Here is a 14,541-nt window from a genome sequence, read left to right on the forward strand (position 1 = left end):
TCTCTGCAAAAGGAAGAAGGGGTCGCTACAAAAGTCATAGCTGTCTGCGCAGGTAGTACCTGGGCAGACAGCTGTTCTCATTGCAATTTCAGTCGGCGTCGCGCAGCAGGCGGCGCAGCACCTTGCCGGCGCCGGTGGCCGGCAGCGCATCGATGACGCGCACCTCGCGCGGGGCCTTGTAGGGCGCCATGTTCTCGCGTGCCCACTGCACCAGCGCTTCGGGCGCCACGCTCTGGCCGGGTTTGCAGACGATGAAGGCGCGCACCACCTCGCCCTTGTCGGCATCGGGCACGCCGATCACTGCGGCCTGCGCCACGGCTGGGTGCTTGCACAGGATGCCTTCGACCTCTTCCGGGAACACGCTGTAGCCCGAGACTTTGATCATCTCCTTGAAGCGGCCGATGAAGCTCAGGTAGCCGTCGACGTCGACCTTGCCCATGTCGCCGGTGTGCACCCAGCCATTGCGCAGCGTCTGCGCGGTGGCCTCGGGCTTGTTCCAGTAGCCCTTGAAATTGCCGGGGCCCCGGATCGTGATTTCGCCGACCTCGCCCGCGGGCCGGGTGGCGCCGGTGTCGGGGTCGATGATGCGGATCTCGTTGCCGGGAACCGCCTTGCCCTGGGTGCCCCAGCGGATGGCGTCGTGCGGCATGTAGGTGTCTACCGTGTGCGTCTCCGACAGGCCGTAGGCCGCTTCGAAGCTGGTGCAGTGGGGCGCAAACGCGCGCCACTGCTGGGCCAGCGCCTCGGTCAGCGTGATGCCGAAGCTGGTGACCGGGTTCATGCGCAGGGCTGTGAGGTCCATCTCGCGCAGGCCGGGCACCTGCATCAGCGCCGCGTTCATGGGGGCGATGCTGTACCACCAGCTCACGCGGTGGCGCGCCAGCGCCTGCGCCACGCCCACGGGGTCGAAGCGGTACAGCAGTACGCCGGTGGCGCCGGTGAACACCGGCACGTTCACGCCCATCACCATGCCGGCGATGTGGTACAGCGGCGCCACGCTCAGCAGCACGTCGTTGCTGCGCACACCGTTGCACTGCGCCGCGGCGGCGGTCTTGAACAGGGCATTGCCGTAGCTCAGCATGGCGCCCTTGGGCAGGCCGGTCGTGCCGGAGGTGTAGGTCATCAGCGCCACGTCATCCAGCGACACGGCAACCGGAGCCGGGGTGCCGCCGGCGCACACGGTGGCCCAGAAGTCCTCGCAGTTCGCGGGCAGCGGTGCAGCGCTGGCGCGCAGGGCCAACAGTTCGGGCGGCACATCGATGCTGGGCGCTTCGGGCAGCAGCTCGCCGTAGCGCGCCACAAAGACGTGCTGCAGTGCGGTGCTGGCGCGTACCTTGTCCACCACGGGCAGCAGGGTGTCGGCAGTCACGATCACGCGCGCCTGCAGGTCGCCCAGCTGGTATTGCAGTTCGTGCTCCTTGTTCAGCGGGCCGCAGGGGCAGACGATGCCGCCCATCTTCTGGATGCCGTAGTGCGCCACCAGGTACTGCGGGCAGTTGTTCAGGAACAGCGCCACCGGGTCGCCCTTTTGCACGCCCAGTGCCTGCAGGCGGGCGGCGAAGGCATCGCTGGTGCGGTCCAGTTCTGCCCAGGTGATGGCGCGCCCGTACCATAGGCAGGCCACGTCGTTGGGGCGTGTGCGCGCATGCGCGCGCAGGGTTTCGTGCAGGGGTTGGGGCGCGGGCGCGGCGGCGTCCGCAGGGGTGGCGTGGGCCATGGACTTGTCTCCTGAGTGTCTTGAACCGCTGGTTCTCAGGGTTTGCGATAGGCATTTCCCCGTGCCAGCGTCTTGCCAATATATACCCGTCGGTAGAATAATGCTACCCATGGGTATAACCAAAGTGACACCACTGCCAAAGCAACCCCGCCAGCGCGCGGTGGCGGCGCCGGTCGCGGCGCGCGGCCGGCAGAAGGCCAGCACCGCCGCCACCGACGAGAAGCGCGAGCGCATCCTGCGGGCGGCACAGGAGCTGTTCGACCAGCAGGGCTACGCCAACACCACGATGGAACAGATCGTGCAGACGCTGGGCGTAACCAAGCCCTACGTCTACTACTACTTTCACAACAAGCAGGAAATCTTCGAGACGCTGTCATGGCGCCCCACCGTGGCCTGCTTCACGGCGATGGACTTTGCCCCCGACGATGCCCGCCCGGCGCACGAGAAAGTGACCGAGGGCATGGAGCGCCTGATCCGCGCCACCATCGCGCACTATCCGGCCAGTTGCTTTCCCTACCGGGAGCCGCAGGTGTACCGCCCTGAATACGTGGCGGCGCAGAAAGAACTGGCCAACCATTTCTACGCGCAGCTGTGCGCCTTGCTGGAGGTGGGGCGGCGCGACGGCATGTTCGACTTCAACGACACCCGCATCACCGCGCAGGCCGCATGCAGCCTGCCGGGCTTCCTCTACGCCTGGTACCGTCCGGATGGCCGTCTCTCGGCCGAGGCGGTGACGGCCGAGCTGGCGCAGCTGGCCTGGCGGGTGCTGGGCCTGCGCCGCACCCGCCGCCGGGCGTAGGCGCCTTACTGCGGCTGGAAGCCGCTGGACTTGATGATGCGCGCCCAGGTCTGGCTGTAGGCGTGCTCGCGGGCGGTGAGCTGCTGCGGCGTCATGTAAGCCACGGTCAGGCCCATGGCGGTGAGGCGTTCGCGCACATCGGGCAGGGCCACCACCTTGGCCAGGGCGGCCGAGAGGCGGTCGATAGCGGCCTGTGGCGTGCCGGCCGGGGCAAAGATGCCGTAGTAGGGCAGGTCTTCAAAGCCGGCCAGCCCCAGTTCGGCAAAGGTGGGCACGTCGGGCAGCAGGGCCTGGCGGGTCTTGCCCATGACCGCGACAACGCGGATCTTGCCGGCCTTCTGGTTCTCGATGAAATCGGGAATGGAGCCGGTGCCGGCGGCAATCTGGTTGCCCAGCATGTCGCCCATCATGGGGGCGCTGCCACGGTAGGGGGCCGATTGCAGGTCCAGCTTGTATTTCTCGCCGATCACCTTGACCAGGAACTCGGGCACCGAGGCCGGCGCCGGCACGCCCACGGTGCCTTTGCCCTTGCCCTGGGTCCGCACCCAGTTGACGTACTCGTTCAGCGATTTGGCCGGTGTGCCGCCGGAGACGGCCAGCGCGTTCACGAAGGTGGCAAAACCGCCGACCGCGACAAAGTCCCGCGCCGGATCAAAACCCGGGTTCTTCACCACCAGCGGCAGGATGGAGATGGTGTGGTCGTGCGACAGGAACAGCGTCATGCCGTCGGCGGGCGCAGCCTTCAAGGTCTGCGCCGCAATCTGGCCGCCGGCGCCGGCCCGGTTTTCCACGATCACGGGGGTGCCCAGCTGGTCCTTGAGCTTGTCGGCCAGGGTGCGGGCGATGGCGTCGGTGCCGCCACCGGCGGGAAAGCCCACCAGCAGCCGGACGGTGCCGCTCTGTGCCTGGGCCAGGCTGCACAGGGTGAGCGCACCCAGGGCCAAGGTGCCGATCAGGGCGCGGCGCAGGGGCGCGCGCAGGGAAACAGGAGAAGTCATGGTGAAATCCGTTGAATGAAAGTACAGTCGGGAACACCCTGCACTGTAGCAATCTATTCCATGCCCCAATTCGCCGCCAACCTGTCCATGCTGTACCCCGAGTACGCCTTTCTGGATCGCTTTGAGGCCGCCGCCCGCGACGGCTTCCGGGCCGTGGAATTCCTGTTCCCCTACGAATACCCCGCCGCCGAGATCCGCGCGCGGCTGGACGCCAACGGGCTGCAGCAGGTGCTGTTCAACGCCCCGCCGGCCGGACTGGATGCGCCGTCCATGGCCCAGGCCTGGGCGGGCGGGGCCCGTGGCACGGCCTGCCTGCCGGGACGCGAGGCGGAGTTTCTGCGCGGCATCGCGCAGGCCATCGACTATGCCGTGGCGCTGGCCTGCCCGCGCATCCATGTGATGGCGGGGCTGGCCCCCGCCGGCGTGGCGCCGCAGCGCCTGCAGGACACCTACGAAGACAACCTGCGCGCCGCCGCCACGCTGGCGGCCAAGGCCGGGTTGCAGCTGCTGATCGAGCCCATCAACACCCGGGACATGCCCGCCTACTACCTGAACCGGCAGGACCATGCGCACGCCACGGTGCTGGCCGTGGGGGCGGCCAACCTCCAGGTGCAGATGGACCTGTACCACTGCCAGATCATGGAGGGGGACCTGGCCACCAAGCTGCGCCACTACCTGCCGACCGGCCGCGTGGGGCACATCCAGATTGCCGGCGTGCCCGACCGCCACGAGCCCGACGCAGGCGAGCTGTATTACCCCTATCTGTTCGGCGTGCTGGACGCACTGGGCTACACCGGCTGGGTGGGGTGTGAATACCGCCCCCGCCGGGGCAGCCAACCCGGCGGCACGCGGGAGGGGCTGGCCTGGATGCGTCCCCGCGGCTGACGGGCGTTTTTTAGGCGTGGCATGATGCGCGATTGCCAGCTGCCGTGCAGCGCCAGGAGACCCGCGTGAATGCCCGTATCCCCCCCTCTGTGCTGAATGCGGCACAGACCCTCGACCAGGTCAGCGCCCTGTGGGACGACCAGATCGTCCCCTGCTTGGAAGACTACATCCGCATCCCGGCCAAGTCCCCCATGTTCGATGCCGACTGGGAGGCCCATGGCTACATCGAGACCGTGGTGCGCAGCACCGCCGCCTGGATTGCGGCCCAGAATGTTGCCGGCCTGACACTGGAAATCGTGCGCCTGCCCGGGCGCACGCCGGTGCTGTTCTTTGAGGTGGCGGCCACCCGGGCCGAGTCCACCCAGACCGTGCTGGTGTACGGCCATCTGGACAAGCAGCCCGAATTCTCCGGCTGGCGCAGCGACCTGGGCCCCTGGACCCCGCACTTGGAAGACGGCCGGCTGTATGGCCGCGGCGGCGCCGACGACGGCTACGCGGCCTACGCCGCCATTGCCGCCATCCAGGCGCTCAAGACCCAGAACGCGCCGCACCCCCGCATCGTGGGCCTGATCGAGACCTGCGAGGAAAGCGGCTCCTACGATCTGCTGCCGTACATCGACCTGCTGAAGCCCCGGCTGGGCGATGTGGGGCTGGTGGTGTGCCTGGATTCCGGCGCTGGCAACTACGACCAACTGTGGATCACCAGCAGCCTGCGCGGCATGGCCAGCGGTGTGCTGAAAGTGGAAGTCTTGACCGAGGGCGTGCACTCCGGTGACGCCAGCGGCCTGGTGCCCTCGAGCTTTCGCATCCTGCGCCAGGTGCTGGACCGCCTGGAAGACAGCGCCACCGGCCGCCTGCTGCCGGCCAGCTTCCACTGCGAAGTTCCGGCCGACCGCATGCAGCAGGCGCGGGCCACCGCCGGCATTCTGGGTGACGAGCTGTACAAGCGGTTTCCCTGGGCCCACTACGACTGCGGCGGTGCCACGGCCTTTACCCTGCCCACCACCACCGACCCGCTGCAGGCCCTGCTCAACCGCACCTGGAAACCCACGCTCAGCGTCACCGGGGCCGAGGGCTTTCCGGACCTGAACAACGCCGGCAACGTGCTGCGCCCCCACACCGCCTTCAAGCTCAGCCTGCGCCTGCCGCCGCTGGTGGAGGCCGACGTGGCGGTGCAGCAACTCAAGGCCCTGCTGGAAGACAACGCGCCCTATCAGGCGCGCGTCACCTTTGAAGGCGCCGCCGGCGCCACCGGATGGAACGCCCCCAGCACGGCGCCCTGGCTGGAAAGCGCCCTGCAGGCGGCCTCCCAGGCCCATTTCGGCGCCCCCTGCGGCTACATCGGCCAGGGCGGCACCATTCCGCTGATGGGCATGCTGGCCAGGGGTTTCCCGGCGGCACAGATGATGGTGTGCGGCGTGCTGGGACCCAAGAGCAACGCCCACGGCCCCAACGAGTTCCTGCATGTGCCCTACGCCAAGAAGCTGACGGCGGCCGTGGCCCATGTTATTTCCCAGTGCCCCTGACCGCGAGCGCCCGCACCATGACCGCTGAAACCACGCTTTCCACATTCACCGCCAAAGACGGCGACAACCTGGTGATACAGGACTGGCCGCTGGAGCCCGGCGTGGCCGCGCGCGGCACCGTGATCCTGGTGCACGGGCTGGGGGAGCATGCGGGACGCTACGAGCATGTGGCCCGCCAGCTCAACACCTGGGGCTTTGCGGTGCGGGGCTACGACCAGTGCGGCCACGGCGAATCGGGCGGTGCCCGCGGCAGCCTGCCCAGCGATACCCGCCTGCTTGACGACCTGGCCGACATCGTGGACAGCACCCGCCTGCGCATGGCTCCCGGCACCCCCCTGATCCTGCTGGGCCACAGCATGGGCGGGCTGGTGGTGGGGCGGTTTGTCTCGCTGGCCCTGCGGCCGGTGGATGGCCTGATCATGTCCTCCCCGGCGCTGGACCCGGGGCTCAGTGCTTTCCAGAAACTGCTGGTCGCGGTGCTGCCCGCGCTCGCCCCGAACTTGCGGGTTGGCAACGGCCTGAACCCCCAGCTCATCTCGCACGATCCAAAAGTGGTTGCCGCCTACCTGGGCGACCGCCTGGTACATGACCGCATCTCGGCCCGCCTGGCGCGCTTCATTGCCACGGCCGGCCCGGCCACCGTGGCGCTGGCCAGCCAGTGGACGGTGCCCACCCTGCTGATGTACGCGGGCGATGACCGGCTGCTCAACCCCGAGGGCAGCCGCCGCTTTGCGGCCGCCGCACCCCGGGCGGTGGTGCGCGCCGTGTGCTTCGACACGCTGTACCACGAGATCTTCAACGAGCTGGATGCCACGCCGGTGTTCGCCACCCTGCAGCAGTGGCTGGACACGAAGTTCTGAAGCCTAAGCCGCGGAGCGCCGCGCGCGCTGGTTGAGGCCCAGCCAGGCCAGCGCGGCGGCAGTCAGGCCCACGGGCCCCAGCGAACCCCAATTCAGCATGCTCCAGCCCTGTGTGGTGATGAGGGCGCCGGACGCGAACGAGGTCAGGGCCATGACGGCAAACACGCAGAAGTTGATGGCCGCCTGCGCCCGGTCTTTTTCCTCCGGCCGGTAGGCACCCAGCGACAGGGTGGTGCTGCCGGTGAACAGGAAATTCCAGCCCACGCCCAGCAGGAACAGCGCCAGGGCAAACTGGTGCAGCTCTACCCCCGACAGCGCGATGGCAATGCAGGCGCCGTTGAGCGCCACACCCGCGCCCATGACGGGCAGGGTGCCAAAGCGCTTGATCAGGTTGCCGGTGAAGAAGCCGGGCGCAAACATGCCGATGACGTGCCATTCCAGCACCAGGGCCGCGTCGTCGAAGGACAGGCCGCATTGCTGCATGGCCAGGGGGGTGGCGGCCATCAGCAGGTTCATCACGCCATAGCCCAGCGCGGCGCTGGCGCAGGCCACCATGAAGACGGGCTGGCGCAGGATCTGCCACAGGGGCCGGCCTTGGTGGCTGCCGCGTGGCGCCACTGTGTGTGGGGGAAACTGAATGAACGCCATCAGGACCATGGCCACCAGCGCCACCACGGCCAGTGCCACGTAGGCGCCGGCAAAGGGAATCTCCAGCAGGCCGCGGGAACGGGCTGCCAGATTAGGGCCGGCGATGGCGCCAATCAGGCCGCCCGCCAGCACCAGGGAGACGGCCTTTTCGCGGTAGGCGGGCTCGGCCAGCTCGGCGGCGGCAAAGCGGTACAGCTGCCCGTTGGCGCTGTAGTAGCCCGCCACCACCGTGGCGCCCACCAGCAGCCAGAAGTTGTGGCTCACCACGGCCCAGGCGCCGATGCCGGCCGAGACCAGCGCCACCGCCAGGCCGATCTGGAAGGACAGGCGCCGCCCGAAGCGCGACTGGGTCCGGGCCACCAGCGGCGTGCTCAGGGCGCCGCCCACCACGTAGCCCATGACCGGCAGGGTGGCCATCCAGCCGAAGGGCGCCAGGCTCAGGCCCACCAGGCCGTTGATGGCGATGAAGGTGACGTTGTTGGTGAGGAACAGTCCCTGGCACAGGGCCAGCAGCCAGAGGTTGCGTTTCATGCCAGCAGTGTAAGGGCGGCCAGCGCGGCGGTCTCGGCGCGCAGGACCCGCTGGCCCAGCGACACGGGGACAAAGCCGCGGGCCAGTGCGGCGTCTTCTTCGGCGGCGCTCAGGCCGCCCTCCGGTCCGGACAGAAAGGTGACCGGCTGGCCGGCACCAGACACCGCCGCGGGCAGCAGCGTGCGCAGGGGCCGTGAAGTCCCGCGCAGCGACAGCAGCATGCGTGCGGGCAGCGCGGGGTCCGCGTTCCCGCCCGGTGCCGGTGGAACGGCCTGTGGGTTGGAGGCGAGCCATTGCGCCAGGCCCATGACCGGGTGGACCACGGGCACCCGGTTGCCGCCGCACTGCTCGCAGGCTGCGACGGCCACACTGTGCCAGTGCGCCACTTTTTTCTCAGCCCGCTCGCCGGCCAGACGCAGCACGCTGCGCTCGGTCATCAATGGCTGGATGCTGGCCACGCCCAGCTCGGTGGCTTTTTCCACCAGCCAGTCCATGCGGTCGTTGGCGGGCATGCCCACCGCCAGATGCACGGGCCGGGCAGCCTCGCGTTCCACGGGGTGGTGGGCGCCGACCTGCACCCGCACGTCGCCGCGGCCCATGTGGGTGACGGTGGCCTCGAACTCGCCGCCGTCGTGGAACAGCGTGATGGCGTCGCCGGGTTGCAGGCGCAGCACCTGCACGTGGCGCGCGGCGCCCGCCGGCAGGTCCAGCAGGGCGCCGGTGGCCAGGGGCGCGGAGCAGTAGAAGCGGGGCATGGCAGTTTTGCTATTAAATCAGGAGCTATCTGCGCAATGTGGATGCCGTTTTGCGCAGGATTTTTGCCTCAAACGCGGCCAAATGCGTAGGCGTTGGGTATGGCGATGCCTTCCACGTTTTCGATCAGACGCAGCAGCGGCTTGAGTTCCATGTAGCGGCTGCAGGTGGCGCGCATGTAGGCAATGAAGCGGGGCGTGTCCGCCAGATACTGGGGCTTGCCGTCGCGCAGGGTGAGCCGCGCAAAGATGCCGGCCACCTTGAGGTGGCGCTGCAGGCCCATCCACTCCACGGCCTTGTAGAACGCGCCAAAGTCGTCACCGACCGGCAGGCCGGCCTTGCGGGCTTTTTCCCAGTAACGGATGGTCACGTCCAGGCAGAAATCCTCGTCCCAGCTCAGGAACGCGTCGCGCATCAGGCTGGCGATGTCGTAGGTGATGGGGCCGTAGACGGCGTCCTGGAAGTCCAGCACGCCCAGTTTCTCGTCGTGGACGCGGGCCACGCCGCCGGGACCGACCATCAGGTTGCGCGGCATGAAATCGCGGTGCACGTACACGCTGGGCCACGCCAGGTTGTTTTTGATGATGGCCGCAAAGGCGTCGTCGAGCACCTTGCGCTGGGCGGCATCCAGCGTGACCTGGCGGTATTGGCCGATGTACCAGTCGGGAAACAGCTGCAGCTCGCGCTGCAGCAATGCCTGGTCGTAGGGAGGCAGCACGCCCGGGCGCGAGGCGAGTTGCCACTGGACGAGGGTGTCCACCGCCTCCAGGTACAGCGGCAGCGGCGGCGGTGCGGCCGGGTCGATCACCTGCATCAGGGTTTGCGCCCCCAGGTCGGTCAGGAGCATGAAACCGTTGGCTTCGTCCCAGTCCAGGACTTCGGGGACCTTGAGGCCGGCGTCGGCCATCAGCCGGGCCACCTGCACAAAGGGGCGGCAGTTTTCCTTGTCGGGCGGCGCGTCCATGATGACCAGGCTGCGCGTGGGACTGTCCACGCGCAAATAACGGCGGAAACTGGCGTCGGCGGAGGCCAGGCGCAGGGAGGCAGCAGTGAGCTGGTGCGTACCCTGCACGCGGGCGAACCACGCGTCAAACAGGGCCTGGCGCCGGGGATCGGCCCACGGTACGGGGGGCACTGTGGGTAACGGGGCGGGGGTGGGGGTGAGGCTCATGGATAATCCATTCTACAAAGCCCCGTGACACCCTATTGGTGCGCGGCCTTCTTCCACCGTCCTTCAGCGCAGAACCGCCTTCCCTTGCCGACCTCGCCTTTCGCCCCTTGCGTGTTCCGATGCATGATGACCTGACCTTCCGGCCGCCCCGCTCTCGCGCTGTCCTGCCCGGCCTGACGCTGCTGGCCTGTGTGGTGGGGACGGTGACGCCGGTGTGCGCGCAAACGGCGCCGCCTGCGGCGGATCTGCCGGTGCCGGACGCCCTGGTCCTCCAGGCCAGCCCGATGCTGCAGGACCGCATTACCCCGGCCCAGCTGGAGCAGGCACCGGTGTTTCTGCAGGGCGACCGCATCTCCGGCCGCCCGGATCTGGAAACGGTGATCGAGGGCGACGCCGTGATGCGCAAGCCCGGCACCGTCATCCGGGCGGACCGCCTGGAGTATTTCCAGCCCACCGACCAGGCCAAGGCCACCGGCCATGTCCGCATCAACCGCGCCGGCAACATCTACGAGGGCCCGCTGCTGGAGCTGAAGGTGGAGGCGTTCGAGGGGTTCTTCAACGAGCCCCGTTACCAGTTCCTGCAGAACGATGCCCACGGCCAGGCGGACCGGGCCGACTTTCTGGACGAGGCGCATACCGTCGTCCACAACGCCACCTACACCACCTGCCGGCGCAAGCCCGGCCCCGACTGGTTGCCGGACTGGATTTTGCGGGCCACGACGATCAGTCTGGACAACGACGAGGAAGAAGGCATTGCGCACGGTGCCGTGCTGAGCTTCAAGGGTGTTCCCATCCTGCCGGTTCCGGCCATCAGCTTTCCGCTGACCGACAAGCGCAAGTCCGGCGTGCTGCCGCCCACGCTGGGTTTTGACAGCGTCAACGGCTCCCAGGTCACCGTGCCCTACTACTGGAACATCGCACCCAACCGCGATGCCACCATCACCCCGACGTTGATGACCGCCCGCGGGGTGGATGTGGGGGGCGAATTCCGCTACCTGGAGCCGTCCTATTCCGGTGTGCTGCGCGCCGACTACATGGCTGGCGACAAGCTGCGCGACGCGGACCGCTGGGGCCTGGCCTATACCCATACTGGCAGCATCGCGACGGGCGTGCCCCAGGTCGGCAGTGTGGCGGTGGCCGCCAACATCAACCGGGTCAGCGACGACAATTACTGGCGCGATTTCACTAGCGTCAACTATAGCGGCACGCTCATCCAGCGCCTGCTGCCCAGCACGGTGGGGGCGACCTGGGCGCGCGGGCCTTTCTCCAGCAGCCTGCAGGTGCTCAAATGGCAGACCCTGCAGGATGTCACGGCGCCCATCGCCCCGCCGTACGACCGGGCGCCCCAACTGACGGCGCGCTACGCGCTGAGCAATGTGGGGGGCTTTGACTGGTCGGTGGATGGCGACTTCACCCGGTTCGAGTCGGATTGGTCGCGCTCAACGCTGGTCAACCCGGACCCCAACGCCCAGCGCGCAGTGGCCCTGCTGCAGGTCAGCCGGCCCTGGCTGGCGCCGGCCGGTTTCATCACCCCCAAGCTGCAACTGCACGCCACCGGCTACCAGTTCGACGCGGCGCTGTCCAACGGCGCCCGCTCGGCCGACAGCGTCGTGCCCACGTTCAGCCTGGACAGCGGGTTGGTGTTCGAGCGGGAAACCAGCATGCTGGGGCACGGCCTGACGCAGACTCTGGAGCCGCGGGCGTTTTACGTCTATACGCCCTACCGCAACCAGAATCTGTTGCCCAACTACGACACGGGCGCCAACGATTTCAACTTCGCCACCATCTACACCGAAAACGCCTATGTGGGGCACGACAAGATTGCCGACAACAACCTGCTGACCCTGGGGTTGACCACGCGCTTTCTGGATGCCGACAGCGGTGCGCAACTGGCCCGCTTTGGCATCGCGCAGCGTCTGCGCTTCGAGGACCAACTGGTGACCCTGAACTCCAGCACGGCACCGGCGCAGGCCGGCGTCAGCGATGTGCTGCTGGGGGCCTCGCTCAACGTGCTGGAGCGCTGGGCGCTGGACTCCACGGTGCAGTACAACGCGGCGACCGAGAAGTCGATGCGCTCCACCATCGGGGCGCGCTACAGCCCGGGGCCCTACCGGGTCTTCAATGCGGCGTACCGTTTCCAGCGGGACGTCAGCGAGCTGATCGACGTCAGCTGGCAGTGGCCGCTGAACAACCCGTTTGACGGCACCGATTCGAACCCGGGGGCCGGCCGCGGACTGGGCGAAGGCCGCTATTACGGCGTGGGGCGCCTGAACTACAGCCTCAACGAACAGCGCTTGGTCGACACGATTCTGGGGGTCGAGTACGATGCGGGCTGCTGGTTGGGCCGCGTGGTGTTGCAGCGGATACAGACCAGTACCTCGACGGCGACGCAGAGCCTGATGTTCCAGCTGGAGTTCGTGGGCTTTACCCGCCTGGGCGTCAGCCCCCTGTCCACCTTGAAGCAGAATATTTCGCGTTACCAGAACTTGCGTGAATCCGGCACGGCCAATAGCCGCTTCAGCAACTACGATTGACAGACCATGAATTTTCGCGTGCGGGCCTTGGCCCTTGCCTGTTCTTGCAGCTTTCTGGTGGCCGGAGCCCTGGCCCAGACCGCGCGGCAGGCGGACTACATCGTGGCGGTGGTGAATTCCGAGCCGATCACGAACAACGAAGTGCGGGCCGAAGTGGCGCGCATGAATCAGGAGTTGGCGCGCATGAACCAGGCCGCGCCGGCACCGGACGAATTGCGCCGTCAGGTGCTCGAGCGTCTGATCAATGAGCGGGCTCAGTTGCAGATGGCGCGCGAGACCGGCATCCGTGTCGACGACGCGGCAATCGATTTGGCCGAGCAGGCCATTGCCCGCCAGAACCAGGTGGATGTGGCCGGGTTGCGCGCACGCATGGCCAAGGACGGCGTGGACGCGGTCCGTTTTCGCAGCCAGCTGCGCGACCAGATCCTGCTGTCGCGCCTGCACGAGCGGGAGATCGAGTCCCGCATCCGCGTGTCCGACACCGATGTGGACCATGCGCTGGAGGAACAGCAGGCCAACAACACCGATCCCTTTGCGCAGGAGATCAACCTGGCCAACCTGTTGGTGGCCGTGCCGGAGAAAGCCAGCGCCGAGCAGGTGAAGGAGCGCCAGCAGCAGGCGCAGCAGGTACTGGCCCGTATCCGCGGCGGGGAAGATTTCGCCCGGCTGGTGCAGGAAGTGTCGGCGGCAGACCGCAGCAAGGGCGGAGAACTGGGCCTGCGCCGTGCAGACCGCTACCCGCCCTCTTTCGTGCTGGCGACCCAGAACCTGGCCGTGGGCCAGGTGTCGGACATCGTGCGGTCCGGCGCCGGGTTTCACATCCTGAAGGTGATCGAAAAACGGGCACCGGCAACGCTCATCAAGACGGTGGTGCAAACCCATGCCCGGCACATCCTGCTGCGGACGGACGCCCAGCTGACGCAGGCCGCGGCCATTGCCCGCCTGGCGGAGTTCAAGAAACGCATCCAGGATGGCAAGGCCACCTTCCAGGAGCTGGCACGCCAGTACTCGCAGGATGGCAGCGCGACCCAGGGCGGTGACCTGGGTTGGGCCAACCCCGGCATGTTCGTGCCGGAATTTGAAGAACCCATGACCCGTCTGGCCGAGGGCCAGATCAGCGATCCGGTGGTCTCGCGCTTTGGGGTGCACCTGATCCAGATGATCGAGCGCCGCCGCGTGGACCTGAGCCCGCGCGAAGTCCGTGAACTGGTGCGCAACCAGCTGCGCGCGACGCGGGCCGAGGAAGCGTATGCCACCTGGGTCCGGGACGTGCGCGCCCGCTCCTTTGTGGAACTGCGCGAGCCGCCCCAATGAAGCACATCGCCCGCAAGCGCTTCGGGCAGCATTTCCTGACGGACGGCGGCATCATCGACGCCATCGTGCGGGCGATTGACCCCAAGCCCGGACAGCGCGTGGTGGAAATCGGGCCGGGCCTGGCGGCGCTGACGCAGCCGCTGGTGGAGCGCCTGGGCCGTCTCACGGTCATCGAACTCGACCGCGACCTGGCCCAGCGCCTGCGCGGCCATGGGCAGCTCATGGTGGTCGAATCCGATGTGCTGAAAGTGGATTTCACCCAGCTGCAGTCTGCGTGGAATGCTATAAATTCAATAGCGCCAGATGTACCGGCCAGCAAGCTGCGCGTGGTGGGCAACCTGCCCTACAACATTTCGACGCCCATCCTGTTTCACCTGCTGGGCCATGTGGACGCCATCGAAGACCAGCACTTCATGCTGCAGAAAGAGGTGATCGACCGCATGGTGGCGCAGCCCGCCACGTCCGATTACGGGCGCTTGAGCGTGATGCTGCAGTGGCGCTACGCCATGGAAAACGTGCTGTTCGTGCCGCCCGAGAGTTTCGATCCGCCCCCGCGTGTGGACAGCGCGGTGGTGCGCATGGTGCCACTGGCCCAGCCGCCGCGCCTGGCTGTCAGGCTGCTGGAGGAGCTGGTGCAGGTGGCGTTCAGCCAGCGCCGCAAGCTGCTGCGCCACACCCTGGGCCGCTGGCTCGAAGAGAAGGGCTTTGCCGGCACGTTTGACGTGCAGCGCCGGGCCGAAGAGGTGCCGGTTGCTGCCTATGTCGACCTGGCGCAGCAGCTTCAGCCACTGCCCTGACCCGCCGG

General features: G+C 67.7%; 12 protein-coding genes. 7 read left to right on the top strand and 5 right to left on the bottom strand.

Annotated features, from left to right (window positions below):
• Positions 1 to 88: 88 nt before the first annotated feature.
• Complete coding sequence (locus AC1Q5W_RS11650; protein WP_492644477.1) at positions 89 to 1,717, bottom strand: AMP-binding protein; 1,629 nt, start codon at positions 1,715 to 1,717, stop codon at positions 89 to 91.
• A 109-nt stretch (positions 1,718 to 1,826) separates the two neighbouring features.
• Between AC1Q5W_RS11650 and AC1Q5W_RS11655 the strand changes: the two genes are divergently transcribed.
• Positions 1,827 to 2,516 (top strand): TetR/AcrR family transcriptional regulator, encoded by a 690-nt coding sequence (locus AC1Q5W_RS11655; protein ID WP_492644476.1) that lies wholly within the window; start codon positions 1,827 to 1,829, stop codon positions 2,514 to 2,516.
• Positions 2,517 to 2,521: 5 nt separating this feature from the next.
• Here the strand turns inward: AC1Q5W_RS11655 and AC1Q5W_RS11660 are convergent, their stop codons facing one another.
• The gene (locus AC1Q5W_RS11660; RefSeq protein ID WP_492644475.1) at positions 2,522 to 3,514 is read right to left on the bottom strand and encodes a Bug family tripartite tricarboxylate transporter substrate binding protein; all 993 of its coding nucleotides are present in this window, start codon (positions 3,512 to 3,514) and stop codon (positions 2,522 to 2,524) included.
• A 60-nt stretch (positions 3,515 to 3,574) separates the two neighbouring features.
• On the opposite strand from AC1Q5W_RS11660, the gene otnI reads away from it, so the two are divergent.
• The 3 genes from otnI to AC1Q5W_RS11675 all read left to right on the top strand — a co-directional run bounded on the left by otnI (position 3,575) and on the right by AC1Q5W_RS11675 (position 6,785).
• The gene (gene otnI / locus AC1Q5W_RS11665; RefSeq protein ID WP_492644474.1) at positions 3,575 to 4,399 is read left to right on the top strand and encodes a 2-oxo-tetronate isomerase; all 825 of its coding nucleotides are present in this window, start codon (positions 3,575 to 3,577) and stop codon (positions 4,397 to 4,399) included.
• 65 nt (positions 4,400 to 4,464) lie between these two features.
• Positions 4,465 to 5,925 (top strand): M20/M25/M40 family metallo-hydrolase, encoded by a 1,461-nt coding sequence (locus tag AC1Q5W_RS11670; protein WP_492644473.1) that lies wholly within the window; start codon positions 4,465 to 4,467, stop codon positions 5,923 to 5,925.
• Positions 5,926 to 5,942: 17 nt separating this feature from the next.
• A complete protein-coding gene (locus AC1Q5W_RS11675; protein ID WP_492644472.1) occupies positions 5,943 to 6,785 on the top strand; it encodes an alpha/beta hydrolase in 843 nt (280 codons plus the stop codon).
• Positions 6,786 to 6,788: 3 nt separating this feature from the next.
• On the opposite strand, the gene AC1Q5W_RS11680 is transcribed toward AC1Q5W_RS11675, so the two are convergent.
• From AC1Q5W_RS11680 to AC1Q5W_RS11690, 3 genes are all read right to left on the bottom strand, one after another.
• Entirely contained in the window at positions 6,789 to 7,964 is a 1,176-nt protein-coding gene (locus AC1Q5W_RS11680) for an MFS transporter (protein ID WP_492644471.1), read from the bottom strand.
• Positions 7,961 to 8,719 (bottom strand): 16S rRNA (uracil(1498)-N(3))-methyltransferase, encoded by a 759-nt coding sequence (locus tag AC1Q5W_RS11685; RefSeq protein WP_492644470.1) that lies wholly within the window; start codon positions 8,717 to 8,719, stop codon positions 7,961 to 7,963. The genes AC1Q5W_RS11680 and AC1Q5W_RS11685 overlap by 4 nt, the downstream gene beginning before the upstream one ends.
• A 68-nt stretch (positions 8,720 to 8,787) precedes the next feature.
• Positions 8,788 to 9,888: an aminoglycoside phosphotransferase family protein gene (locus tag AC1Q5W_RS11690; RefSeq protein WP_492644469.1), complete on the bottom strand. Its 1,101-nt coding sequence runs from the start codon at positions 9,886 to 9,888 to the stop codon at positions 8,788 to 8,790.
• A 119-nt stretch (positions 9,889 to 10,007) separates the two neighbouring features.
• On the opposite strand from AC1Q5W_RS11690, the gene AC1Q5W_RS11695 reads away from it, so the two are divergent.
• The 3 genes from AC1Q5W_RS11695 to rsmA are packed head-to-tail and all read left to right on the top strand — an operon-like array spanning position 10,008 to position 14,533.
• Positions 10,008 to 12,422, top strand: a complete 2,415-nt coding sequence (locus AC1Q5W_RS11695; protein ID WP_492644468.1) for an LPS-assembly protein LptD — start codon at positions 10,008 to 10,010, stop codon at positions 12,420 to 12,422.
• A 6-nt stretch (positions 12,423 to 12,428) separates the two neighbouring features.
• Positions 12,429 to 13,736 carry a peptidylprolyl isomerase gene (locus AC1Q5W_RS11700; RefSeq protein ID WP_492644467.1) on the top strand — a complete coding sequence of 436 codons (1,308 nt, stop codon included), beginning with the start codon at positions 12,429 to 12,431 and terminating at the stop codon, positions 13,734 to 13,736.
• The gene (rsmA, locus tag AC1Q5W_RS11705) at positions 13,733 to 14,533 is read left to right on the top strand and encodes a 16S rRNA (adenine(1518)-N(6)/adenine(1519)-N(6))-dimethyltransferase RsmA (protein ID WP_492644466.1); all 801 of its coding nucleotides are present in this window, start codon (positions 13,733 to 13,735) and stop codon (positions 14,531 to 14,533) included. The genes AC1Q5W_RS11700 and rsmA overlap by 4 nt, the downstream gene beginning before the upstream one ends.
• Positions 14,534 to 14,541: the final 8 nt, after the last annotated feature.

It is taken from the genome of Rhodoferax sp. MLSD5-FHT05B10, from assembly GCF_058793415.1.

Coding starts and splice junctions, on each gene's coding strand:
- AC1Q5W_RS11650 (WP_492644477.1), bottom strand. CDS start 1,717: ATGGCCCACGCCACCCCTGCGGACGCCGCCGCGCCCGCGCCCCAACCC.
- AC1Q5W_RS11655 (WP_492644476.1), top strand. CDS start 1,827: ATGGGTATAACCAAAGTGACACCACTGCCAAAGCAACCCCGCCAGCGC.
- AC1Q5W_RS11660 (WP_492644475.1), bottom strand. CDS start 3,514: ATGACTTCTCCTGTTTCCCTGCGCGCGCCCCTGCGCCGCGCCCTGATC.
- otnI (WP_492644474.1), top strand. CDS start 3,575: ATGCCCCAATTCGCCGCCAACCTGTCCATGCTGTACCCCGAGTACGCC.
- AC1Q5W_RS11675 (WP_492644472.1), top strand. CDS start 5,943: ATGACCGCTGAAACCACGCTTTCCACATTCACCGCCAAAGACGGCGAC.
- AC1Q5W_RS11680 (WP_492644471.1), bottom strand. CDS start 7,964: ATGAAACGCAACCTCTGGCTGCTGGCCCTGTGCCAGGGACTGTTCCTC.
- AC1Q5W_RS11685 (WP_492644470.1), bottom strand. CDS start 8,719: ATGCCCCGCTTCTACTGCTCCGCGCCCCTGGCCACCGGCGCCCTGCTG.
- AC1Q5W_RS11690 (WP_492644469.1), bottom strand. CDS start 9,888: ATGAGCCTCACCCCCACCCCCGCCCCGTTACCCACAGTGCCCCCCGTA.
- AC1Q5W_RS11695 (WP_492644468.1), top strand. CDS start 10,008: ATGCATGATGACCTGACCTTCCGGCCGCCCCGCTCTCGCGCTGTCCTG.
- AC1Q5W_RS11700 (WP_492644467.1), top strand. CDS start 12,429: ATGAATTTTCGCGTGCGGGCCTTGGCCCTTGCCTGTTCTTGCAGCTTT.
- rsmA (WP_492644466.1), top strand. CDS start 13,733: ATGAAGCACATCGCCCGCAAGCGCTTCGGGCAGCATTTCCTGACGGAC.